The sequence below is a fragment of the Marinobacter sp. es.048 genome, from assembly GCF_900188435.1.
Classification (GTDB): Bacteria; Pseudomonadota; Gammaproteobacteria; order Pseudomonadales; family Oleiphilaceae; genus Marinobacter.
In genome coordinates, this window is sequence record NZ_FYFA01000001.1 from 1284553 (window position 1) to 1308051 (window position 23499).

Sequence of the window (23499 nt, forward strand, 5' to 3'; positions counted from 1 at the left end):
CTCCTCAGTGGTTGATCGGGGCGATGGCGTCGCCGATGCGTTTCAGGCGCTCGGTGCGGATCGCGCTGCCCAGTTCCTTGCCTTTAAAGCCCTTCGCCAGGAGTGCTTTTGGATCAACGCCGGTAGCCACCTTTGATGCTGTTCGAAGCAGGTCAATGGTCTGGGACTCATCAGTTAGGGCGCACTCAAGAACGCTCAGAAGTTGCAGAAAACGCTCCGGCCGACGCCACAAATCCGCCTGGTCGAGCAGCTCAAGCAAGGTTCCGGCGTCCGGTTGTTGCGGGTCGATGCTCCGGATCTCCGGTGTAAAGGCTGTTACCAGTCTTGCCAGATTCTGGCAGTCGTTGGGCACCTTCAGAGCTTTGGCCCGTTCCAGGGCTACCGATTCATCCAGGGGCGAGAGCAGGGCTGCCAGGCGTTCCTCCGTTGCGGTATTGGTCTGCTTGTCGACGCAGCGAAGCGCCTTCATTGCCAGGGGGAATACCGCGGGAGGCGTGATTTCGGGGACCAGCACCGAGAGGGCTCCGCAGTCGCGGAGAACGTCAAAGAAAGCCTCCGGCGCCTTCTCGTGCAGCGCCCGCTGGAATTCCTGCCAGACCCTTTCCGGCACCAGGTGGTCTACCTCACCGGTAGCCACCATGTCTTGCATCAGGGCCATTGTCTGCTCGCAAACCGTAAATCCCAGCGGACGGAACCGCGCTGCAAAACGGGCGGTGCGCAGTATTCTGAGGGGGTCCTCGGAGAACGCTTCCGAAACATGTCGAAGCTTGCGAACTTTGATGTCATCGCGGCCATGGAAAGGGTCCACCAGATCGCCGTCTTCGGTTTTGGCGATGGCGTTGATGGTCAGGTCCCGTCGCCTCAGATCCTGCTCAAGCGTGACATCCGGTGCGCTGTAGACGGTGAACCCATGGTAGCCGCGCCCCTGTTTGCGCTCGGTACGGGCCAGCGCGTACTCCTCCCGGGTGCGCGGGTGCAGGAATACAGGAAAGTCCGCGCCTACCTGCTTGAAGCCGTTGGCAAGCATTTCCTTGGGTGTTGCGCCGACCACAACCCAGTCCCGGTCCTTGACCTCAAGGCCGAGTAATTCATCACGAACGGCACCGCCAACCAGATAGGCCTGCATGAAATCTTTGATTCCTTTCGGGAGTGTGTCGGTGGATTATCCGGTTCCCGGGCAGGGCAGGCAAACCTCTGACGCAGCTCGCCATAAAAAAAGCCCGCCCGGAATCGTCCCGGCGGGCTTTGACAGAGGTTTGCGTCAGAACGCGGTGCCAAGCTCCAGAGCTGCGCCGACATCGGCATCGCTGTATAGCGCGCCGAGATCAAGGCGGACACCAACAATATTCAGGCCAAGACCGGCGGTGAACTGGGTTTTCTCTTCAATGCCGTCGTTGTCATCGTTGCTGGCCAGGTTGTGGCGAACGCCGACTCGCAGTTGGGCGTAGCGGAAGGCATCGAATTCGGCGCCCAGGGCGAGCCACTGGGTGTCATCTTCATAGCCAAAGGCTTCTTTTTTGGTCAGGTCGATTTCTGCGGTGACCACGTGGTATTCGCTCCTGTGGGCAATACCTGCCGTTGCCATCGGGTTGAGCTCCAGTGTGCGGACCTCTTCACCCAGCTCCGGGCGGCTGGCTGCAGAGTCCAGCTCCATCGGGATGAGATTCTTGACCACGATACCTGCATTCCACTGCTTCTCATCGCCGAACGCGTAAGCCGCGCCAATATCCAGGTTAAAACCGCTCTTATTCGTCTGGTACTGGTCGTCGTCGAATTCGTCGTCCTCGAATCCCGACACAGATTCCGTGTACTGGAAGGTGCGGAGCTCGACGTATTTTGGGGAAAGCCCGAGCTGGAAGCTGTTTCCGTTGGAAAGTTCGAATTGGCGGGCGAAGGAAACGCCTACCTCACCAACGGCCGAGGCGAGAATCTTGCCTCTGGAGTTAAACAGAATATTTCCGTCCTGATCGACCGCGGCGTTGTCGATCACGTTTTCCACGTCGCCCACATTGCCGATTTCTGCGGCTGTCACAATATTGTCGAGCAGCAATCGGTCATCGTTGGAGAGCTCGCCGCGAACCGTCGCTGTGAGGTTTGCGTTGGTAAATACACCAACAGAAATGGACTTGCTGGGAACTACCAGGGCCAGACCCAAGCTCGCGTTAGCGCGCATGGTATCCCCGTCGAAATCCACCAGGCGATCTCGAAGGTCGCCCGCGGTTAATGCCAGGGAGTCCGCATTGTTCTGGCTAGGATCAACTTCGAGTTGTGAAACCAGTTGATCAAATTCGTCGATCACATCCTGGATATCATCCACCTGATCAACCGTTTCTTCCTCATCCGCAGCCCGCGCATTCACCGAAGGGAGCATCAGCCCGAAATCATCGTTCCAGCTATGGTGATCCGCAGCCATCATCGCCGGGTTGTCTGTTGGCGCAGTTGAAGGCGTTGCTACAGCAACCCCGGTGCCGCCCATGGCAAAAGAGCGGGCAGACATAAAAGACTGTGGGCTGGCCAGTGCAGAGGAGGTGGCAATGGATAGGCCAATGGCTACAGAAAGTTTGGTCAGACGATATCCGGTCATGAGGAATCCTGTCAGGTAAAAAAGCAAAATAGATATGACGTAGCTGAGAGGTTAATGCAGAACCTTGTCCGGCACATGACGCATGGGGTTACGGTTTGTTTTTGATGTGTAAACGGAGGCAGTTTTTTGCCGCATAGGGATTGCAAAACTGCGCGGTTGGCAGTTGTTGAATGGAATATCAGGGGGTTAGGAAAACTGGCGTAATTTTTTCATGGGAAACCGGAAATGATGCTTTTTGGAGACACCCAATGAACCTTCGCTGGATACTCATGCCTCTGCTGGCAACAACGGTTGCGGCCTGTGCGCCGGTTGGCAGTTACCAGGGGAATAACGGCAGCCAGTCCCGTCAGGATACGATGCTGGAGCCAATCACTGTGCGGGTGAGTGGTCTGGGTACCTATGAGGATGTTGCAGCCGACCGTTCGGATACCCGCAAGCGCCTGATGGCCCGGCGTGCCTCCCAGCTGGATGCCTACCGGAACCTTGTTGAACGGGTTTACGGCACAGTGGTCTATGGCAGTTCCACGGTTAATGACTTTGTTTTGCGTAATGACATGTTCAGAACCTACGTCGACAGCTACATTCGCGGCGCCAAGCTGGTTGCAGTGAACGAACATAGCGACGGTGTGTTCGAAACTGTTATGGAATTGAAACTCGAGCCACGTTTCCGGGCCTGTGTGGCCAAGGTTGCTGATGATCAGGTGCAGGATCTCTGCCCGATTCCCATGCCGCAAGAAAATGACAGCGTGGGCGATGTGCAGAGCAAAGGCGTGGATTCCCTGTATTACCTTGATTGATCGAGAGTGTCGAGAGTTATGAAACGCTTGCTGTCACTGGCTATGCTCGGGGCTCTGGCCCTTTTAGTGGTTTCTGGCGCCCATGCGGTCGTTCTGGAGGGCGTGGGCCACGCCAATATCCACAATGGAAACCTGGAAGCCGCCCGGGCCGAGGCCCGCAAGGCTGCGATCCGGGACCTTTCCCTGCAGTATGAGGCCAGGGTAAGCACGCACGACACCATGGAAAACGGCGTTATCACCGAGTCCCGGATGGACCTCGCCTCGAGCGCCCGAGCCCGGAATGTGCGGATAGTCGATGAATATCAGAGCGGCAACCTGTTGCGGGTGATAGTACGGGGCGATATCAGCGACAGTCGCAGCCAATGTGGGGTTGGAGATGCCGGGCGTCTGAAAAAGCGTGTTGCGGTGACCGGATTTCCGATGCTGTACCCGGACCAGGCCAGAGTAGGGCGCATCGATGACGCCGGCGAAATCTTGCCGCAACAACTCCAGCAGCGTTTGTTGGGCCAGGGCGGATTGCAGGTTTTCGGTGCAACCACGTCCAGGATGTTCACCGATCTGCTGAACGCGCCTACGGTGCAACGGGGCGACAATCGATTGAGCAACGTGCTTGAACTGGCCCGTGAAATGGGCGTTCAGTTCGTTGTGACAGGTGTGATTCGGGATCTTGGCGTTGCTGATCCGTCGGCCTGGGGCACCTCCGTACTGGACAGGATGCAACGGGGCATCGGAGTGGTGGATCAACGGCGTCGGTTTGCCGCTGACCTCGTGATCTTTGATGGCTTCAGCGGCGCGCCGGTATACCGTCAGAGATTTGAAACGGCGGCAGACTGGGATGCCGGGCCTGGAAGTTCAGCAGGGTTCGGCTCAGCCGGTTTCCAGAAGACCGCCTACGGCCAGTCTGTCGATGGTGTTATCGGGGAGATGGCGGCGGCGGTAACCGAGGCGCTGGCGTGCCAGCCGTTCATTACCAGAATTGCGCGGGTGGATGGCTTTTCGGTAACACTGGAATCCGGTGCTACAGCGGGTCTTCGGCCGGGCGACGAGCTAAAACTCTATCGCAGCAAACGCTATCTGGAATCGCCGGACGACTCACCGGAGCTGCAGGACAGTGACCTGTCTGTGACGCTGGATAAGGTTCAGCCACATTCCAGCAGGGGCACGATGCCAAGGCTTGGCGGCATCGTGAATATACGGAGAGATGATATAGCGATTATCTGGTAGGGCTGGCGGCCATCATCAACTGCCGGCGCTGGCCACCTCGGCGGCCGCAATGTCCCGGATTTTGCCGACCATGGCTCTGAGCCCGTTGCCGCGGGTCGGGGAAATGTGGCGGAACAGGTCCAGCTGCTCAAACAACTCATCGATGTCTGTGGCCAGCAGATCCCTCGGGGTCTTGCCGTTCAGGGCGACCAGAATGATAGCGGCCAGTCCACGGACAATCATGGCGTCTGAATCAATCAGAAGATACAGCCGTCCACTGGCCTCATCAAAGTGGTGAATCAGCCAGACCTGGCTCTGGCAGCCGTGAACATAGTTATCTTCAACCCGGGCTTCTTCCGGGAAGGCAGGAAGCTGCTTGCCCAGATCAATGATAAAGGCGTAGCGCTCTTCCCAGTCGTCCAGCAGTTCGAAGCCATCCAGAACGTCTTCGAGGGTGGTGTCTTTACCCAGGGGGTTGTTCAGAAAGTCCTGTTCACTGGCAGTCATTTACAGCATTCCCAGTTCGAGTTTGGCTTCATCGGTGAGCATGTCGTTGCTCCAGGGCGGATCGAAGGTCAGTTCAACGGTGACCTTGTCCACGTTGGGAACGTGCTCGAGCTTGGTTTTCACATCCTCGGTAATCACCGGGCCCATGCCACAGCCGGCGGCAGTCAGGGTCATCAGGACGTAGACATGGTTGCCGTCTTCGGTGCCATTTTCAATCTTGCACTCGTAAATCAGGCCCAGATCGACCACGTTCACCGGAATTTCCGGGTCGTAGCAGTTCTGCATGGCTTCCCAGACCTGGTTTTCGTTGACGGTGCCGTCTTCCGGCGTTTCGAAGCTGCTTTCCAGGGGTTTCTTGCCGAGCGCATCGGCATTGTGGCCTTCAATCCGGGCGAGATTTCCGTTAACGGCGACCGTAAACGTGCCACCCAGTGACTGTGTGATGGTCACAAAAGTGTCCGACGGAATCATGATTTCGGTTCCGGAAGGAACGAGGCGGGCTTCCACCTCGCGTTTGGTCAGGACCACTTCCCGTTCTTGCATGCCTGTTCGGGCCTCGCTTTTGTCAATCTCTGGTGTCGAATTACGCTACCGTAAAGCTCTCGCCGCATCCGCATTCTGCAGTGGCGTTCGGATTGCGGAAGTGGAACATGGAGTTTACGCCCTCGGTAATAAAGTCGATCTCAATGCCATTCACCAGAGGCAGGTGCTCCTCTTTAACAAAGACGTCGACACCATCAATGTGGAAAACCTTGTCGTCGGTCGCAACGTCTTCCACCCATTGGGTTTCGTATTTGAAGCCGGAGCAGCCACTCTTCTTGATGGCCAGCCGGATGCCCTTGGCGTCCGGCTTTTTCTCCAGCTGTTTGCGCACGTGCTTAACCGCGCTGGGCGTCATGGTGACGGCAACGGTCGGGGTGAAGACTTCGGCTGTCATGATTCCACCTCCATCAGGCAAACAGACGCTGGACTTTCTGCAGGGCGGTAAACAATGTATCCACCTCGTCCAGTGTATTGTAGAACGCGAATGACGCCCGGGCTGTACCGGGAACTCCATAGAAATCCATCAGCGGCATGGCGCAATGGTGGCCGGTGCGGATCGCAATGCCCTGCTGATCCAGCAGCGTGCCTATATCACTGGGGTGCAGGCCGGCAATTTTAAAGGACATAACCGGCACTTTCTGTTTTGCGGTGCCGATGATTTCCATGCCCGGTACCGTTTCCACCAACTGGTTGGCCCGCTCAAGCAGAGCGGCTTCGGCCGCTTCCATGGCGGGGCGGTCCAGGCCGTTCAGGTAGTCGATGGCCGCTCCCAGTCCGACTGCCTCGGCAATGGCCGGCGTGCCGGCTTCGAATTTGTAGGGCAGGGTGTTCCAGGTGGTCCGCTCGAACGAGACCCGTTCAATCATCTCGCCGCCGCCCTGGTAAGGCGGCATATCCTCCAGCAACTGGGCCTTGCCGTAAAGCACTCCAATACCGGTGGGGCCGAACAGCTTGTGAGATGAAAACACGTAGAAGTCGCAGCCCAGTGCCTGAACATCCGGCTGGTAATGCGGTACCGCCTGGGCACCGTCCACCAGGGTAATGATGCCGTGGGCTTTGGCCTGTTCAATCAGGGCTGTCACCGGGTTCACGGTACCAAGCACGTTGGAGACGTGGGTAATCGCCAGAACCCGGGTTTTCTCATTGAGCAGGCTGGTGAAAGACTCCAGATCCAGCTCGCCATCCGGTGTCACCTGGACAGGAACCACTTTCGCACCCGTGCGCTCGGCAATCATCTGCCAGGGCACAATGTTGGCGTGGTGCTCCATATAGCTCACCAGGATCTCGTCGCCGGCTTTCAGGCGCGGGGCCAGGCCATTGGCAACCAGATTGATGGCTTCGGTAGTGCCGCGGGTCCAGATAATTTCCCGGATGCTTTCGGCATTCAGGAAGTTGCGGACGGTCTCTCGGGCGCCCTCGAAGGCCGCGGTGGCCCTGTCTCCGAGCGTATGGGCGCCACGATGAACATTGGAGTGCATCTCGCGGTAATACCGATCCATGGCGTTCAGCACGGCTTCCGGCTTCTGGGCCGACGCACCGTTATCCAGATACACCAGTGGCTTGCCGTTCACCCGCTGAGACAGGATCGGGAAGTCCCGGCGAATGGAGTCCACATCGAAGCTGGTGCGCTTGGCGGTGCTTGCCACGGACAGATCGGTCATAACCGGTTACGCCTCCTGAAATGTCTGTTCGAAGAAGTGGTTCAGCCGGCCCTGGACCGTCTCCCGCACTGCTTCAACAGGAATCTGCTCTACCAGTTCGTTGATAAAGGCCATGGTGAGCAGAACGTTCGCCTGACGCCGGCCGATGCCCCGTGAAACCAGGTAAAACAACGAGATTTCATCAAGTTGGCCGATGGTTGCGCCATGAGCACATTTTACATCATCGGCGTAGATTTCAAGCTCCGGCTTGGTATCAATCTCTGCCCCATTGGACAGCAGCAGGTTCTTGTTGTTCATATCCGCATTGGATTTCTGGGCGTCCTGATGGATATGAATCCGGCCATTGAAAACCGCATGGGACTGGTCCGCTGCGATGTTGCGATAGGTTTCTTCGCTGTTGCAGTGGGCAGCCACGTGTTCAATGGTGGTGTGGTTGTCGTAATGCTGTTTGCCCTGGGTAACAACCACCCCGTTGAGCTTGCACTCCGCGCCTTCGCCCTCCAGTCGAACCTGCAGATCGTGCCGGCGCAGCGGGCCACCAAAGCCGACCGTATGGCTTTCAAAACGGGAGCTGCGCTGCTGCACCACACCGGTAGAGCCAATGTGCTGGACATTCTCGCCTTCCATATTTAGGCGGATGCTGGTGATGTTGGCGCCGTCGGCCACACTGAATTCAGTAACGGTATTGGCCATGACCTGGGCCGAGCCACTGGAGATGTACTCCTCCACGAGGGTAATCTGGCTGTGACGGCCGGCATCCACAAAAATGCGTGGGAAGGCTGAACCGCTGGCCTCGGCCGTTACTTCGTGAACAATGAACAGCGGCTGGTCGAGTACGGCGTCTGGCTTCAGGCGAATCAGCAGGCCGTCTTCAAAACGCGCAGAGTTCAGTCTGGCCATCTGTACTGCCTTGTTGTCCAGGGTGCTGTCCAGGCGATCCGCCAGATCGCTGGCTTCCTCATCGCTCAGATCGCCGAAGCTCTTGATGCTGATACCGTCCAGATCCGGGTATTCGCAGGCTTCCGGCATCATCACGCCATTGAGAAACGCAACCTTGTAGCCGGGTACCGCCAGGCTGCTCCCGGTCTTGCCTTCCGCCGGCAGGGAAATCGCCATGTCGTCGGACAGCTTCAGGTACTTGCTGGAATATTTCCAGTTTTCGGTCTTGCGGGTCGGCAATGGCATGTCGACCAGTGCGGTTCCCCGTTGCTTGCGCAGAGCGAGCAGGGGTTCCGGCAGTGACTGACCGGCCGGATGCAGGAAGGCGGTGGAAAGCGTGGGTGCTGGTTTCATTCCGCGACCTCCCGATTAGTTGACAGAACTGTTGGCTGAACTGTCGGCAGTTTCTTCATCCTTGATGCCCAGCCAGCCGTAGCCGCGTTCTTCCAGCTCCAGGGCCAGTTCGCGGCCGCCAGATTTAATGATTTTGCCGCCGGCCAGCACGTGCACGTAATCCGGCACAATGTGGTTCAGCAGACGCTGGTAGTGGGTCACCATCAGGATGGCGCGGTCTTCCGCACGCAGAGCGTTCACGCCGTCAGAAACAACCTTCAGGGCGTCGATATCGAGGCCGGAATCGGTCTCGTCGAGAATCGCCAGCTTCGGCTGCAGCAGCAGTGCCTGCATGATCTCGTTACGCTTTTTCTCACCACCGGAGAAGCCTTCGTTAACACCGCGCTTCAGGAACGCCGGATCCAGATCCACCTGCTTGGAAATTTCTTTGGCGAGCTTCATGAACTCGGCCGCGTTCATCTCGTCCTGGCCCTTGTGCTGACGCATGGCGTTCACGGCGGTGCGCAGGAACTGCAGGTTGCTTACCCCGGGGATCTCCACCGGATACTGGAACGCCAGGAAGATGCCTTCGCGGGCACGCTCTTCGGTTTCGAGCTCCAGTAGGTTGTCGCCGTTCAGGGTGATTTCACCCTCGGTAACTTCAAATGCTTCGTTGCCTGCCAGCACCTGCGACAGGGTGCTCTTACCAGAGCCGTTGGGGCCCATGATGGCGTGAACTTCCCCGGCCTTGATTTCCAGGTTGATGCCCTTGAGGATTTCTTTGCCCTCAACGGATGCGTGCAGGTTCTTGATGCTCAGCATTTATAGCGTCTCTCTCATTTAACCGTCTGAATTCTGTTTCCCGCCCCGATCTTGGGGGTGACCCGCCGTCCTGTTAACCAACGGACCCTTCGAGGCTTACCTCGAGCAGCTTGCCGGCTTCGACAGCGAACTCCATGGGCAGCTCTTTGAACACTTCCTTACAGAAGCCGTTCACGATCATGGAGACTGCCTGTTCCGGGTCGATGCCGCGCTGACGGCAAAGGAACATCTGCTCGTCGCTGACCTTCGAGGTGGTTGCCTCGTGCTCGACGATGGCCGACTTATTCTTGCTCTCGATGTACGGGAAGGTGTGCGCGCCGCAGCGGTCGCCGATCAGCAGCGAATCGCACTGGGTAAAGTTACGTGCACCTTCCGCCCCCGGGCCGAATTTCACCAGGCCGCGGTAAGCGTTGGAACTCTTGCCGGCGGAAATACCCTTGGAGATGATCGTGCTGGAAGTGTTCTTGCCCAGGTGGATCATCTTTGTGCCGGTGTCTGCCTGCTGGTAATTGTTGGTCAGTGCTACGGAATAGAACTCACCAACACTGTTTTCGCCCCGCAGGACGCAGCTCGGATACTTCCAGGTGACCGCGGAGCCGGTTTCGACCTGGGTCCAGGAGATCTTGGAGTTCTTGCCGATGGCGGCGCCACGTTTGGTAACGAAGTTGAAGATGCCGCCTTTGCCTTCCTCGTCGCCCGGATACCAGTTCTGTACGGTGGAATACTTGATTTGGGCGTCGTCCAAGGCCACCAGCTCAACAACTGCAGCGTGCAACTGGTTCTCGTCCCGCATGGGCGCGGTGCAACCTTCAAGGTAGCTCACGTAGCTGCTGTCTTCGGCGATAATGAGGGTACGCTCGAACTGGCCGGTGTTGGCCGCGTTGATGCGGAAGTAGGTGGACAGTTCCATCGGGCAGCGAACACCCTTGGGAACGTAAACAAAGGTACCGTCGGAGAAGACTGCGGAGTTCAGCCCGGCGAAGAAGTTGTCACCAGCCGGCACTACCGAGCCCAGGTATTTTTTGACCAGCTCCGGGTAATCCTGGATCGCTTCGGAGATGGAGCAGAAGATCACGCCGGCCTTGGCCAGCGGTTCCTTGAACGTGGTTGCTACGGAAACCGAATCAAATACTGCATCAACAGCCACGCCCGCCAGCTTTTCGCGCTCGTGCAGGGGGATGCCCAGCTTTTCGTAGGTTTTCAGCAGTTCCGGATCCACTTCGTCCAGGCTCTGGGGCATGTCTTCCGGACGCTTTGGCGCGGAGTAGTAGGAAATCGAGTTATAGTCGATTTTCGGGTAACCCACATGGGCCCAGTCCGGCTCGTCCATCTCGAGCCAGCGACGGTAGGCTTTCAGACGCCACTCCAGCATCCATTCCGGTTCTTTCTTGAGGCCGGAAAGGCGGGCGATAACGTCTTCATTAAGGCCGGGTTCAAACGTATCGGATTCAATGTCTGTTACAAATCCGTACTCGTATTCCCGTTTGATCAGCTCGTTCACCTCGGTGTCGGTGGTCGCCATGATCGTCGCTCCGTATTCTCTCATCGCGGGCTTGCGCCCTTGGTGTCGCCGACGGTCTCAAAAAGGGACTGTCGATCGGATGTCATCAGTTTGTGTGTTGCAGTGGTCGCTCATCCTGTGAGTACGCCCTGCAATCGCTTTTTGGATGACGGATTTTCAAAGGTGGTATTGAAAAATAAGCAAATTAGGCCGCTTCGATCCATCGCTTCTGGCGAGCGATTATACAATACCAGAGTAAAATAGTCAGGTATTAATTTTTGCGTGAGCTGATTATACCTTAATCGGCCTTTGGGGCACTAAGGGGAGGGTGATCGGGCTGATAGCTTTTACCTAGGAGACTTCTGGCTTGGGTGAAGCATGCAGGGCGGCGATCTTCCCCCAAAACACGCCGTGAACCCATCCATGGGGGCTCCGTCTTGCCCTCCTTGGCAAGACAGGGTTTTGGGAGAAGATCCCCGCCCTACACGCCCTACCTTTTGCCATTCGCTACCAAGGTCTAAGTCCGGCTTTAAGACTAGTTGGAGAGGATTCTCGTCAGATAGCTGAAATCGAGAGATTCTGGTAAGCGCTCTGGCTTCGGAATACGAACGATATGTCCGCTGCCAGGCGCATAGTCCATGGCCTGGCCGTTTCGATTTTCCATGATATTGGCCGAAAACCGGATGTTGCCGGCCGGGCTGATCAGTTCCAGTTGGTCGCCGGGTGCGAATTTGTTTTTCACGTCGATGGTCAGCCACTGGTCATCCGTGTCGGTAATGGTACCAACCACCTGCTGGGTGCCAAGGAATGAGGAGCCCTGTTCGTAGGTCTGGTATTCGCGGGGCAGGTGGCGGCGGAGGAAGCCTTCGGTGTAGCCCCGATTGGAGAGGGCTTCCAGTTCGTCCATCAGGCCCATGTCGAAGGGCTTGCCCTGCACCGCCTCGTCGATGGCTCGGCGGTAGACCTGGGTGGTGCGGGCCACGTAGTAGGTACTCTTTGTTCGCCCTTCGATTTTCATGGAGTGAACGCCCATCTTTGCCAGTTCAGCGACGTGTTGAACGGCTCTCAAATCCTTTGAGTTCATGATGTAGGTACCATGCTCGTCTTCATAGGCGGGTATGAACCCTCCTGGACGGTTGGGCTCTTCCAGCAGGATTTCTTTTGGCGCCACTTCCTGCAATTCACCGCTCCCGCAGGTGGCGATCAGGTCGCCGGTCTGGTCGTGGCCGTGCCGGACCTGCTTGTAGCTCCAGCGGCAGGCGTTGGTGCAGGCGCCCTGGTTGGCGTCCCGGTGGTTCATGTAACCCGAGAGCAGGCACCGACCGGAATAAGCCATGCACAGGGCACCGTGAACGAAGACTTCGAGTTCCATTTTCGGGACCCGGTCGCGGATCTCTCGGATTTCATTTAGTGCCAGTTCCCGGGACAGGATCACCCGGTTGATGCCTTGCCGGCGCCAGAACTCCACCGTGGCCCAGTTTACCGCGTTGGCCTGAACGGAAAGGTGGATGGGCTGGTCTGGCCATTTTTCCCGCACAAGCATGATCAGGCCTGGGTCTGACATGATCAGGGCGTCGGGTTTTTGTTCCAGTACCGGGGCAAGATCCCTGAGATAGGACCGCACCTTGTCGTTGTGAGGTGCTATGTTGGAGACAAGGTAGAACTGTTTGCCCAGATCATGGGCCCGATCGATGCCGGCGCCGAGCGCTGCAACGTCTTTGAAACTGTTGTTTCTTACTCTCAGGGAGTATCGGGGCTGGCCAGCATAGACAGCATCGGCGCCATAGGCAAAGGCGGTTTCCAGGTGTTCGGGGGTGCCCGCGGGGGCTAGCAGTTCCGGGGTATTCATTGTGGCTCCGGGGGATTCTGAAAGCGGGGCATTTTGCCGTAAACCGATGGGCATTCCCTTGATCCTGCTCAAAGGTCGTATTGATTGTTTTCGGCTAACATGTGTACGCTCACGGTTCCGGCTTTTCGGGCCGAAGCGTTGCAAAGGAGGAGTTCCAGATGGCATCAAAGCCTCTGACGCCAGAGGTGGCGCGGGCTTCGCTGAGTGTCAGGGTCAGTTCCCTGATCAGTGTGCAGCTTGCTCGTGGCAAGGTTGGTGTGGAAGTCGTGGCGTCGCAGCTGCATATGAGCCGCTATACGCTGCACAAGAAACTGAAGCGCGAAGGGCTGACGTTTGCCCGTCTGCTTGAGGATGTTCGTCGCAGGCAGGCGCTTACCTACATGCAGGATAAGACCAAGCCGCTGGTGGAAATTGCCGAGCAGCTCGGGTTTTCGGAATTGAGCGCATTCAGCCGGGCTTTCAAGCGCTGGATGGGTACTTCCCCGGCTGAATATCGCTCTGTCAGGCTATCCTGATCCGGTTCAGGCCTTTTTGAACACCAGTGAAGCGTTGGTGCCGCCAAAGCCGAAGCTGTTGCTCATCACCAGGTCGAGCTTTTGGTTATCCATGCGTTCCCGCACGATCGGGTAGCCTTCAGCTCCCTCGTCGAGACTCTGAATGTTTGCCGACGGAGCAATGAAGCCGTCACGCAGCATGATCAGGCTGTAGATAGCCTCATGCACGCCTGCTGCACCCAGGGCATGGCCGCATAGGGGTTTGGTGGAGCTTAACGGCGGGATCTTGTCGCCAAAGGTCTCTTTGAGCGCCTTGAGCTCGGTAATATCCCCTGCCGGCGTGCTGGTGCCGTGGGTATTGATGTAGCTGATCTCGCCATCCAGGTTCTTCATGGCCTGTTGCATGCACCGCACCGCGCCTTCGCCACTCGGGGCGACCATGTCCGCGCCGTCTGAGGTGGCGCCAAAGCCGACAATCTCGGCCAGAATGTTTGCCCCCCGCGCCTCGGCGTGTTCCAGCGCCTCAAGTGCCAGCACACCGCCGCCGCCAGAGATAACAAAGCCATCCCGGTTTGAGTCATAGGTGCGCGAAGCCAGTTCCGGCGTCTCGTTGTATTTGGTCGACAGGGCGCCCATGGCATCGAACAGCAGGCTCAGGGTCCAGTGGATATCTTCGCCGCCGCCGGCAAACATCACATCCTGACGCCCGAGAGCAATCAGATCGGCGGCGTGGCCGATGGAGTGCGCGCTGGTTGCGCAGGCTGAGGTAATGCCGTAGTTGATGCCGCGGATACCAAATCCAGTCGCGAGAGAGGCGTTAATGGCACTGCCCATGGTGCGGGGCACGCGGTAAGGGCCGACCCGGCGGATGCCTCGGTCGCGATGAGTATCGATCGAATCGAGCAGCTCAACCGTCGAGGCGCCACCCTGGCCAAAGATAATACCGGTGGTATCAGCCTTGATGTGCTCGTCGGTCAGTCCAGCCTGTTCGATGGCTTCGAGCATCGCCAGATAGGTATAGCCGGACGCCGGGCACATGAAGCGCCACAGTTTCCGATCAATCAGTTCGGGCAGGTTCAGGTTGATCTGGCCGCAGATGTGGCTGCGCAGACCATTATCCCGGGCCTCTTCGCTGAAGCCGATGCCGGGACGTGAGTCCCTGAGTGACTGGGCAACTTCCTTCTGGTTGGTACCAAGGCTGGAAACAATGCCCATACCGGTGATTACAACACGACGCATCCTGTTAACTCCTAAAAATCATCGGTCGAGGTGAACATGCCAACCCGCAGGTCTTTGGCAGTGTAGATTTCCCGGCCGTCCACTTCCATCCGGCCATCAGCGATTGCCATGGTCAGCTTGCGTCTGATCACGCGCTTGAGGTCCAGGCGGTAGGTGACCTTTTTGGCCGTAGGCAACACCTGGCCGGTAAACTTTACTTCACCGGCGCCAAGGGCGCGCCCCTTGCCTTCGCCGCCACCCCAGGCCAGGAAGAAACCCACCAGCTGCCACATGGCGTCCAGGCCAAGACAACCCGGCATCACGGGATCGTCAACAAAGTGCACCTTGAAGAACCAGAGGTCCGGGTTGATGTCGAGCTCGGCGACAAGGCTGCCTTTACCATAGAGGCCGTCGTCGTCCGCGATGTGCGTTACGCGGTCAAACATCAGCATCTCGTTGATGGGCAGGCGCATGGAGCCGGGGAAGAGCTCTCCGTGGCCGCATTTGATCAGGTCTTCTTTATCAAAATGATCCGGGTTCATAGTGCCAGTATCTCTGTTACAAAATGATATCTGTATACTTTAGCTCGAATTTCGCGAGGAGCTATTGACCTTTAGTGGATGATTGCCATTCCAGAGTTCCCGGATTCGTATGCTTATTCCGTTTGATGCTTATCTATCTGGTTGCCAGAAGCGGCTCAGCCTTCACTGCCATCCGGTCGTGGGCTGGCCAGGATGGCGGTGTAGCGGTACAGGAATATTCCAAAGGCGACCAGCCAGAGCAGGGCGCTGCCGCCAATGCCGGGGTGCCATGGAATGATCTCGAAGGCTGTGAGCACCCGTACCAGCGCGGCCAGATGAATTGCAATGAATGCAAACACCATCCCCTTCGGTAACACCAGCGGTCTGCCGCTATGGCCGAGGGCGACCCGGGCAATAACCCCCAGAATCAGGCACGCCAACGCCCCGGTGCCGGCGGCATGGCTCCAGGCGTTGGAAGGCCAGCCTGCGAACAGTGTGCCTGCCAGCAGGAACAGGGCCACCGGCACCCACAGGATGGACAGGTGCAGAATCCAGAGCAGGGGTTCCTCGCGAACGAGCCAGCCCTTCCATCCCGCCAGACGCACCAGCATAAGCGCACCGGACAGCAGCGCCAGCAAACCGGTAACGGTTTGCCAGCCAGTCACCAGGAATGCCATCAGCAGAATCAGGCTGAATACAGTTGCCATGTCCAGCGCGGGAATGGTCTTTACAGCGTTGCTGTCGAGTCCCCTCTGGCGCAACCAGTCGGTGGAAAACGCGGGAGTGATGCGGCCACCGACAATACTGATCAGTGCCATCGCCATGATCAGGGCACCATAGCTGAAGGTCATGTCGAGGCGGGTGACAAAGCCGATCTGCATCAGCCAGAGCAGGCCGAGTACCACCATGATCATCAGTTGCCGTTTTTGCCGGGCGTGCCAGATGCGCCAGCCGGCATCCACCATCACCAGGGGCAGGAACGCCAGATTCACTCCCTGTACCAGCCAGTAAGGCAGGTCTGCGCCGGTCGCCAGCAGCAGCCGACCGGCCAGCCATACGCCCCAAAGCAGCACTAACCTGATCCCGTGGGTGCGCTCTGTCTGGGTCCACACGCAGACAGCGGTCAGCAGGAAGCCCGCGATTGCCGCCGACAGGAAGCCGAACAACATCTCATGCTGGTGCCAGAATAGTCCGGGGATGGCCAGCGGGAGACTGATAACACCATTGACCTGCATCACCCAGAGGGGAATGGCGGCAAGGGCCAGGACGGTCATGGACAGAAAGAAAATCCGGAAGGGGTAGGAAAATAACTGACTGACGCTGGCAGACGCCCTTTCAGGGGAAGTTGGAATGGCCCGCATAGATGTCTCTCATATACATGTATTCTGTGTATATGTTAAACCCTGACATCCTCGTTAACCATACCTGCTTGTAGGTAGATTGCGTACAATGCGGCAAAACGCCTGTTAACAAAGGAACTTTCATGACCGCGTACATGATTCTGAAGCACCTGCACGTGACCACCGCGTACCTCACCATCACCCTCTTTGCACTGCGTCTGCTCCTGGACGCCGTCGGAAGACCGGGTTGGCGTCAGACCCCGCTGAGGTTTATCCCCCACATCAACGACACCATTCTGCTGGTGGCGGCGATCTCTCTGGTTTTTGTGGCCGGGTACGCTTCGGCCATGCCGGGTTGGCTGATTGCCAAAATTGTCTTGCTGGTCGGCTACATTATTGCCGGCGTATTCGCCCTGAAAACCACCCTCGGAAAGCCCGTTCGAATTTCCGCCGCGGTGCTCGCTCTGGTGCAGGTGACCGCTATCCTGCATCTGGCAATGACCAAGCCATTCTGAGTCAGCGTTTTTCGCTGATCTGCTTTGTCAGCTCCCCCAGTTGTACCTGAACGGCCTGGAGCTGGCGGGCAATCTCATCCCGCTCATCGTGGGCCTTCTGGGCCTGCTTGGCGTTCTGCTCCTCGCTCATGACTTCCAGGATCGCCCCGATCATCATGTTCAGGAACACAAACGCGGTCAGGAAGATGAACGTGATGTAGAAAACCCAGCTCAGAGGGTATTGCTCCATGGTGGCGTACATCACATCGGTCCAGTCCTCGAAGGTGGCAACCCGGAAGAGTGTCAGCATGGCAATGGCAACATCGCCCCAGAGTTCTTCGTCGACGCTGGCAAAGAACATTGAGCCCATGGCCGCGTAGATATAGAAAATGATGAACATCAGCAGGGCGATGTAGCCCATGCGCGGAATCGCTTTTAGCAGCGAGTTGATCAGGAACCGGAGTTCCGGCACCACCGACACCAGACGCAACACCCGGAAAACCCGCAACAGACGCCCCAGCAGAACCGCTTCGGAGTTATCCAGAGGAATCAGACTGCCGATTACCACCAGGGTATCGAACAGGTTCCAGCCGTCGAACAGAAAACGTTTCTTGTTGGCGCATACACCGAAGCGGAAAAGGATTTCCAACAGGAAAAACAGCGTAATGCCGTTGTCCATCACGATAAGCGACTTCTCCACCAAGGGAGGCAGATCATAGGTTTTGGCGCCAATGGTCAGTGCAGACAGAATGATGATGGTGATGACTGCGCCCTGGAAAACCTTGCTGGACTCAATGCGGCGGAGTTTCTCGAAACCGGAGGCGGTGTTCAGTTGGGAAGGCATGGCAGACGACGGCTCCAGAAGATTCGGGGAAGGCCGAATTCTAAAGGGCCGGGACAGGATTGGATAGCCTCGACAACACACGATCGTTGTTGCAAGGCGCGTGGCTGAGCGTAATTAGCAGGATTTATTCAGCTTGATCAGAAATATTCATTCGTGCCATCCGTAAACCCTTTCCATAATCAACTCGCAAACAATAAAACCGAAAAGCGAGTGACATTCCATGGAAGATAGACCGGAGTTAGCCGGCTGGCGCTGGGGGCCGTTCACTTTCCGCGTGCCGTTTTACCATACGCGCCTGTGCTGGTCCGAATTCCTGCAGGGGCTGTTTGTTTCGGCCGCCACAGGCCTGGCCCTGATCCCCGTGATGACGGCCTTTTTCGGCCTCAGTTTTGAAGAAGCGGTCGCATTGTCGATGATCCACGCCTCGTTGATTGCCTCGGCCGTGATTGTTTTCGGCGAACCCTACGCGGGAGGCTGGATTACCCCGGCGTTGCCCCTGATACTGGCGTTTGTGATAGGAGGCTACGAGGACCCGGTAAGCCGGTTTCAGGCGATGACCGCGCTGAGCCTGGTATTTGCCTCGCTAGTCCTGTTTCTCGGGATAACCGGCCTGGGTCGTCGCTTTGTGATCTGGCTGCCCGACACGCTCAAGGCCGGCATTATTCTCGGGGCCTCGATAGCTGCGCTCAAGAGGGTGTTCGTGGACGATGCCGAGCGTTTTCTGCTTGAGCAGCCCATTGCTACGGGGCTTGCCTGCGCCATCTGTCTCATATTCACCTTCTCCATACCGATGCAGAAGCTCAAGGAGCGCAGCCGGTTCTTCTTTATCCTGGGAGCCCTGGGCCTGCTGCCGGGCTTCCTGGCCGCGGCCATCGTCGGGCCGTTGGTTGGTGAAGTGAGTTTCGATATTCAATGGGGAATCCTGGTGCCACCACTGGGCGAGGCATTGGCGAAGGTTTCTCCGCTGGCCATAGGCTGGCCGTCCCAGGAGATGATTCTCCAGAGTATTCCGCTGGCACTGATTGCCTACATCATTCTGTTTGGCGATCTGGTCACCGGGAATGAAGTGCTGCGGGACGGCTTGAAGGTGCGCAAGGACGAGCACGTGGATATCAACCTGAACCGCACCCATTTCTCCCTGTCGATCCGTAACGCCATCATGGGTATTGTTGCGCCCTTCTTCCCGACCCAGGGTGCGGTCTGGACCGGCGTTCACGTGATTGTGGTGCAGCGTTGGAAGCAGGGGCCGAAGGCGATGAACAGCCTGCATAGCGGCCTGGCCTCCTACTACCTGATGGGGTTGCCGTTCATCTTCTTTCTCCTGCCACTGCTGACCGGGCTGAAACCGCTGCTGGGCGTGGCGCTGTCGCTGACCCTTGTGCTGACCGGTTTTGCCTGTGCTTACATTGCCATGTCGATTCCAAGGGACAATGCCTCGAGGGGCACGGTGGTTCTGATCGGCGCTGCTCTGGCGTTCTTTGAGCCATGGATGGGGCTGTTGATCGGCGTGGTGGCAACCCTGGCTCTCGTGGGCTGGGATCGCAGCCCGGACCCGATTCCCCACGACGAGTGACGGGCTGATGGCAGATCCCTGGTGTCAGTCAGCCTGGCTCAGGATGATCTGCCATTCCTCCTCGCTCACGGGCATCACCGAGAGCCGGTTACCCTTCCGAACCAAAGGCAGGTCTTCGAGCCCGGCCATGGATTTCAACTCATCCAGCGGGATCAGTCTTGGCAGGGTGCGAACATACTTCATGTCTACGGCTTGCCAGCGAGGCTTCTCAGCCGTGCTCTTGGCATCAAAATAGTGCGATTCAGGATCAAACTGGGTTGGATCGGGATAGGCGCTGCGAACGACCGTCACTATGCCGGCAATCCCGATGTGTTTGCAGCTGGAGTGATAAAGAAAAACCTCGTCGCCCTCTGCCATGCTGGCCAGAAAATTCCGGGCCTGGTAGTTGCGCACGCCATCCCAAGGGATCACACCGTTCGGGGCTTTGGCAAAGTCCTCGATGCCGCATTCTGCAGGTTCTGACTTAACCAGCCACTTGGCCATGATGTTTCTCCCTTTTACCCAATCAGCTTTGTTTCGATCCACGATTATACGAAAAAGCCCCGCAATGCGGGGCAGCGAGGCCAAATCAATCAGGTGGCTTCAGGAGTGGCCGGCTTTTGGCGGCGGCGCCAGCGGTCCTTTGGGCTTTTTGCGGTTCAGTGGGTAAAACAGCTGTGGCGAGGCCAATTCCGGCAAGTCAGTTCTTTCTTCGTTGGCGGCCCATTCCACCCGCTCGGCAGACCGGATCGCGTAGTGCATCCATACCAGGGCAGCGGCGACGATCACGAACATCAGCATGAAACAGCTTTGCCAGATCCCGGTGAGATCGTTGAGCACGCCGAATGTCAGAGGCAGGATGAATCCGCCGAGACCGCCAATCATGCCTACCACACCGCCCACTGCGCCGACGTGCATGGGATAGTAAACCGGAATGTGTTTGTACACGGCTGCCTTGCCCAGGGACATGAAGAAACCAAGGATGAAGATCAGCGCCACGAACATGGGCAGGCTCATCCCCAGGGTAAAGCGGATATCGCCATCAATGCCCTGGATTACGTAATCGGTCGGTGGATAGCTCAGCAGGAAAGTGCAGACAACGGAAGCGCCGAAAGTCCAATACATCACCCGGCGGGCACCGAAACGGTCGGACATCCAGCCTCCGAGTATCCGGAATAGGGACGCGGGAATGGTGTAGAGTGCAGCAATGATTCCGGCGGTCTTGATGTCCAGGCCGTAAACGCCGATCAGGAAGTGCGGCAGCCAGAGTGCCAGGGCGACAAAGGCGCCGAACACGAAAAAGTAGTACAGGGCAAACCGCCAGACCCTCAGCTCCCGCAGGGGCTCCATCTGCTCCATGAACGATTTGGCTTTGTCGCCGGCCCGTTCGGCCGCCATTGGGTCTTCCTTGGCAAGGAGGATGAAGACCACACCCATGATTGCCAACACTGTGGCATAGACCTGCGCAGTGCTCTCCCAGCCGAATGCAACCAGCAGGAATGGGGCTCCGAAGTTAGTGACAGCAGCGCCCACGTTACCCGCGCCAAAAATCCCCAGCGCCGTGCCCTGACGTTCCGGCTCGAACCAGGCCGCCGTGTAGGCCACCCCGACAATAAAGGCACCGCCCGCCAGGCCCACGCCGAGGGCGCCCACCAGCAGCATGATGTAAGTGGTTGCGAAGGTAAGCAGGTAAACGCAAGCAGCGGTAGTGAGCATCAGGATGCCGAACACCCAGCGGCCGCCGTACCGGTCTGTCCAGATACCCAGGAACAGTCGGCTGATGGAGCCGGTAAGAATGGGCGTGGCCATCAGCAGGCCAAGCTGGGTATCTGAAAGCCCGAGATCTTCGCTGATGCGGATCCCGATGATCGAAAAAATGGTCCACACCGCAAAGCACAGGGTGAAGGCGAAAGTGGACAGACCCAGGGCGCGATATTGCTCGGGTTTTGACGGGCTAATGGCCATGTTTCCCCTCCTTTCAGATGTCCATCGAGTGCTGTCTGAAAGCACCTCTTAAACCATACCAAAAACAGGGTTTTTCCATGCAGGGCATTGGAGGTACCTCCTGCTGGGTGCAGTGGTGGTAGGTAATCCGGGGCTTTTAGGGTGCAGGGGATAGAGTCTGGATTTCTCTCGTGGGGTACGCGTTGGCAGGGTTGATTTACGTCAATTATGGGAGGCGCAGGAGTGTGGGCTAATGCTGACCGATATCAATGGATGCCCTTTGAATGCCCTGAAAAAGGGGCGCCGAAAACGCCCTCTGGAGACCCTAAAAATGAAAATCATGATTGCCTATGACGGCTCGCGAAATGCCAGGTTGGCACTGGCCCAGACCATCACCATGTTCCGCGACCTCAAGCCCGTGATCACCCTCGTGGCCGTTGCCGAAAACCCCCGCGACATCACCTCCGGAAACGAGGACATGTTTCAGGAAGAGGTGGCCGATCTGAAAAAGCACATCGCCGAGGCCATGGAGGTCTGCGAGCAGGAACAGGTTTCCGCCGAAAACATGCTTCTGGAGGGCGATGCCCGAAAGATGTTGCTGTTTGCAGCGGAGAAGAAGGTTCATCCGGACATGCTGGTTATCGCACGCCACAGTCATGAGCCAGACGGCGGCTTTATTGCCCGCTCACTGACCTATTTCGTGGACGAACTGGATTACATGACCTTCGGCAGCGTGAGCTCCTTTCTCGCCCGCCGCATCCAGTGCCCACTTCTGATTCTGCCCAGCCGTTGAGTCTGGCGATTAACCGCTTCTGTATCTGATAGCCCTGGGAGGCTGACATGAAAGTCGCAGACGTTTTCCACGTCAAGAGTCCGGAGATCAGGGCCCTGCACCTGACCTGGATTGCATTCTTTATCACGTTCTACGTGTGGTTCAACATGGCGCCGCTGGCATCCAGCATGCTCAAGAGCGTCAATTGGCTGACCACCGATGATCTCCGTCTGTTTGCGATCTGCAACGTGGCGCTGACCATACCTGCCCGGATTATCGTGGGCATGGCTCTGGACCGTTTCGGTCCGCGGCGTGTGTTCTCGGTACTGATGGTGCTGATGTCCATTCCGGCCCTGGTGTTTGCCTTCGGTAATACCATGACGCAACTGCTGGTCAGCCGTCTGGTGCTCAGCTCCATTGGTGCCAGCTTTGTGGTCGGCATCCATATGACTGCCATGTGGTTCAAGCCCAGAGACATCGGCTTTGCTGAGGGTTTCTATGCCGGTTGGGGCAACTTCGGTTCCGCTGCTGCGGCGATTACTCTCCCGACCATTGCCTTGCAAATGTACGGTGGTGAAGATGGCTGGCGCTGGGCCATTGCCCAAAGCGCTATCGTGATGGCGGCTTACGGGGTTTACTACTGGTTTGCGATTACCGACGGCCCTGTCGGGACGGTCCATCGCAAACCGCGCAAAGCGGTGGCACTGGAAGTCAGCAGCTGGGGCGACATGATCAAACTGATCCTCTGGACCATTCCCCTGGTCGGAGTTCTGGGCATTCTGGTATGGCGTATTGAGAACATGGGGTACCTGAGTGTTACCGGAGCGGCTATCTGTTACGCCGTGATTGTGGCCATTGTGTGCTACCAGGTTATCCAGATTCTCCGGGTTAACGTTCCCTTACTGAAAAAGGGCGTACCCGAAGACGACAAATACCCGTTCAACAGTGTTGCCGCGCTGAACAGCACCTACTTCGCCAACTTTGGAGCCGAGCTGGCAGTGGTGTCCATGCTGCCGATGTTCTTTGAGGAAACCTGGAGCCTGAGTGCCACCGCAGCCGGCCTTATCGCTGCTTCTTTTGCCTTTGTGAACCTGGTAGCGCGCCCGATGGGCGGCCTGGTATCCGACCGTATGGGCAACCGCCGGTTCGTGATGCTCAGCTACATGTTCGGTATCTCGGTTGGCTTCGCGCTCATGGGACTGATGAACTCCAACTGGCCGCTGATTATTGCCGTGGGCATTACTGTATTCACCTCCTTCTTCGTGCAGGGTGCAGAGGGTGCAACCTTTGGCATCATTCCTTCCATCAAGCGGCGCCTCACCGGTCAGATCTCCGGAATGGCCGGAGCTTATGGCAACGTGGGCGCGGTGGTGTACCTGACCATCTTCACTTTTGTAACCCCGACCCAGTTTTTCTACATCATTGCCGGTGGTGCGTTCGTCAGTTGGTTGCTGTGCATCATGTGGCTGAAAGAGCCGGAATCAGGGTTTGCTGACGAATACCAGGTATCCTCTGTCGATCTCCAGATCGAAGAGGAAGAGCGTCGCCGGCAGGCTGCTGCGACCAGCTAATCTCCCCGCT

The 23499-nt window shown here is 57.5% G+C and carries 23 protein-coding genes; 7 read left to right on the top strand and 16 right to left on the bottom strand.

The annotated features are described in order from the left end of the window. Nucleotides 1–4: 4 nt before the first annotated feature. Both CFT65_RS05890 and traF read right to left on the bottom strand, forming a co-directional pair. Nucleotides 5–1126, bottom strand: a complete 1122-nt coding sequence (locus CFT65_RS05890; RefSeq protein ID WP_088827049.1) for a multifunctional CCA tRNA nucleotidyl transferase/2'3'-cyclic phosphodiesterase/2'nucleotidase/phosphatase — start codon at nt 1124–1126, stop codon at nt 5–7. Between the two features lie 135 nt (nt 1127–1261). After that, nucleotides 1262–2584, bottom strand: a complete 1323-nt coding sequence (gene traF, locus CFT65_RS05895) for a conjugal transfer protein TraF (protein WP_088827050.1) — start codon at nt 2582–2584, stop codon at nt 1262–1264. 248 nt (nt 2585–2832) lie between these two features. On the opposite strand from traF, the gene CFT65_RS05900 reads away from it, so the two are divergent. Together CFT65_RS05900 and CFT65_RS05905 are read left to right on the top strand one after the other, a co-directional pair. Then, a complete protein-coding gene (locus tag CFT65_RS05900) occupies nt 2833–3381 on the top strand; it encodes an LPP20 family lipoprotein (RefSeq protein WP_088827051.1) in 549 nt (182 codons plus the stop codon). A gap of 18 nt (nt 3382–3399) precedes the next feature. Next, nucleotides 3400–4605: a flagellar assembly protein T N-terminal domain-containing protein gene (locus CFT65_RS05905; protein WP_088827052.1), complete on the top strand. Its 1206-nt coding sequence runs from the start codon at nt 3400–3402 to the stop codon at nt 4603–4605. Between the two features lie 15 nt (nt 4606–4620). Here the strand turns inward: CFT65_RS05905 and CFT65_RS05910 are convergent, their stop codons facing one another. The 8 genes from CFT65_RS05910 to yegQ all read right to left on the bottom strand — a co-directional run bounded on the left by CFT65_RS05910 (nt 4621) and on the right by yegQ (nt 12739). Beyond that, the gene (locus CFT65_RS05910) at nt 4621–5091 is read right to left on the bottom strand and encodes a SufE family protein (protein ID WP_088827053.1); all 471 of its coding nucleotides are present in this window, start codon (nt 5089–5091) and stop codon (nt 4621–4623) included. Further along, a complete protein-coding gene (gene sufT / locus CFT65_RS05915; RefSeq protein ID WP_088827054.1) occupies nt 5092–5634 on the bottom strand; it encodes a putative Fe-S cluster assembly protein SufT in 543 nt (180 codons plus the stop codon). 40 nt (nt 5635–5674) lie between these two features. Continuing rightward, a complete protein-coding gene (locus CFT65_RS05920) occupies nt 5675–6028 on the bottom strand; it encodes a HesB/IscA family protein (RefSeq protein WP_088827055.1) in 354 nt (117 codons plus the stop codon). Nucleotides 6029–6041: 13 nt separating this feature from the next. Then, the gene (locus CFT65_RS05925) at nt 6042–7295 is read right to left on the bottom strand and encodes an aminotransferase class V-fold PLP-dependent enzyme (protein ID WP_088827056.1); all 1254 of its coding nucleotides are present in this window, start codon (nt 7293–7295) and stop codon (nt 6042–6044) included. 6 nt (nt 7296–7301) lie between these two features. Beyond that, nucleotides 7302–8588, bottom strand: coding sequence for a Fe-S cluster assembly protein SufD (sufD, locus tag CFT65_RS05930; protein ID WP_088827057.1), 1287 nt, complete (start codon nt 8586–8588; stop codon nt 7302–7304). Nucleotides 8589–8603: 15 nt separating this feature from the next. Continuing rightward, nucleotides 8604–9389, bottom strand: coding sequence for a Fe-S cluster assembly ATPase SufC (sufC, locus tag CFT65_RS05935; protein ID WP_088827058.1), 786 nt, complete (start codon nt 9387–9389; stop codon nt 8604–8606). A 73-nt stretch (nt 9390–9462) separates the two neighbouring features. After that, nucleotides 9463–10911 carry a Fe-S cluster assembly protein SufB gene (sufB, locus tag CFT65_RS05940; protein WP_008169346.1) on the bottom strand — a complete coding sequence of 483 codons (1449 nt, stop codon included), beginning with the start codon at nt 10909–10911 and terminating at the stop codon, nt 9463–9465. A 514-nt stretch (nt 10912–11425) separates the two neighbouring features. Further along, nucleotides 11426–12739 (bottom strand): tRNA 5-hydroxyuridine modification protein YegQ, encoded by a 1314-nt coding sequence (gene yegQ, locus CFT65_RS05945; RefSeq protein WP_088827059.1) that lies wholly within the window; start codon nt 12737–12739, stop codon nt 11426–11428. Nucleotides 12740–12897: 158 nt separating this feature from the next. On the opposite strand from yegQ, the gene CFT65_RS05950 reads away from it, so the two are divergent. Beyond that, a complete protein-coding gene (locus tag CFT65_RS05950; protein WP_088827060.1) occupies nt 12898–13254 on the top strand; it encodes a helix-turn-helix transcriptional regulator in 357 nt (118 codons plus the stop codon). A 6-nt stretch (nt 13255–13260) separates the two neighbouring features. Here the strand turns inward: CFT65_RS05950 and fabB are convergent, their stop codons facing one another. The 3 genes from fabB to CFT65_RS05965 all read right to left on the bottom strand — a co-directional run bounded on the left by fabB (nt 13261) and on the right by CFT65_RS05965 (nt 16333). Then, nucleotides 13261–14472, bottom strand: coding sequence for a beta-ketoacyl-ACP synthase I (gene fabB, locus CFT65_RS05955; protein ID WP_088827061.1), 1212 nt, complete (start codon nt 14470–14472; stop codon nt 13261–13263). 11 nt (nt 14473–14483) lie between these two features. Then, complete coding sequence (gene fabA / locus CFT65_RS05960) at nt 14484–14993, bottom strand: bifunctional 3-hydroxydecanoyl-ACP dehydratase/trans-2-decenoyl-ACP isomerase (protein ID WP_008169354.1); 510 nt, start codon at nt 14991–14993, stop codon at nt 14484–14486. A 155-nt stretch (nt 14994–15148) separates the two neighbouring features. Further along, nucleotides 15149–16333 carry an NnrS family protein gene (locus CFT65_RS05965; RefSeq protein ID WP_088827062.1) on the bottom strand — a complete coding sequence of 395 codons (1185 nt, stop codon included), beginning with the start codon at nt 16331–16333 and terminating at the stop codon, nt 15149–15151. 122 nt (nt 16334–16455) lie between these two features. Here CFT65_RS05965 and CFT65_RS05970 point away from each other — a divergent pair, with 122 nt between their 5' ends. Beyond that, nucleotides 16456–16827 (top strand): SirB2 family protein, encoded by a 372-nt coding sequence (locus CFT65_RS05970; RefSeq protein WP_088827063.1) that lies wholly within the window; start codon nt 16456–16458, stop codon nt 16825–16827. 1 nt (nt 16828) lies between these two features. Here the strand turns inward: CFT65_RS05970 and CFT65_RS05975 are convergent, their stop codons facing one another. Next, nucleotides 16829–17650, bottom strand: coding sequence for an ion transporter (locus CFT65_RS05975; RefSeq protein WP_088827064.1), 822 nt, complete (start codon nt 17648–17650; stop codon nt 16829–16831). 220 nt (nt 17651–17870) lie between these two features. On the opposite strand from CFT65_RS05975, the gene CFT65_RS05980 reads away from it, so the two are divergent. Beyond that, nucleotides 17871–19223 (top strand): hypothetical protein, encoded by a 1353-nt coding sequence (locus CFT65_RS05980; protein ID WP_088827065.1) that lies wholly within the window; start codon nt 17871–17873, stop codon nt 19221–19223. A 24-nt stretch (nt 19224–19247) separates the two neighbouring features. On the opposite strand, the gene CFT65_RS05985 is transcribed toward CFT65_RS05980, so the two are convergent. Both CFT65_RS05985 and CFT65_RS05990 read right to left on the bottom strand, forming a co-directional pair. Further along, the gene (locus CFT65_RS05985; protein ID WP_088827066.1) at nt 19248–19706 is read right to left on the bottom strand and encodes an EVE domain-containing protein; all 459 of its coding nucleotides are present in this window, start codon (nt 19704–19706) and stop codon (nt 19248–19250) included. 99 nt (nt 19707–19805) lie between these two features. Further along, nucleotides 19806–21167, bottom strand: a complete 1362-nt coding sequence (locus tag CFT65_RS05990; protein ID WP_088827067.1) for an MFS transporter — start codon at nt 21165–21167, stop codon at nt 19806–19808. 310 nt (nt 21168–21477) lie between these two features. Between CFT65_RS05990 and CFT65_RS05995 the strand changes: the two genes are divergently transcribed. After that, nucleotides 21478–21939, top strand: a complete 462-nt coding sequence (locus CFT65_RS05995; RefSeq protein ID WP_088828169.1) for a universal stress protein — start codon at nt 21478–21480, stop codon at nt 21937–21939. 47 nt (nt 21940–21986) lie between these two features. Next, the gene (locus CFT65_RS06000) at nt 21987–23489 is read left to right on the top strand and encodes an MFS transporter (RefSeq protein ID WP_088827068.1); all 1503 of its coding nucleotides are present in this window, start codon (nt 21987–21989) and stop codon (nt 23487–23489) included. The last annotated feature ends 10 nt before the right edge of the window (nt 23490–23499 follow it).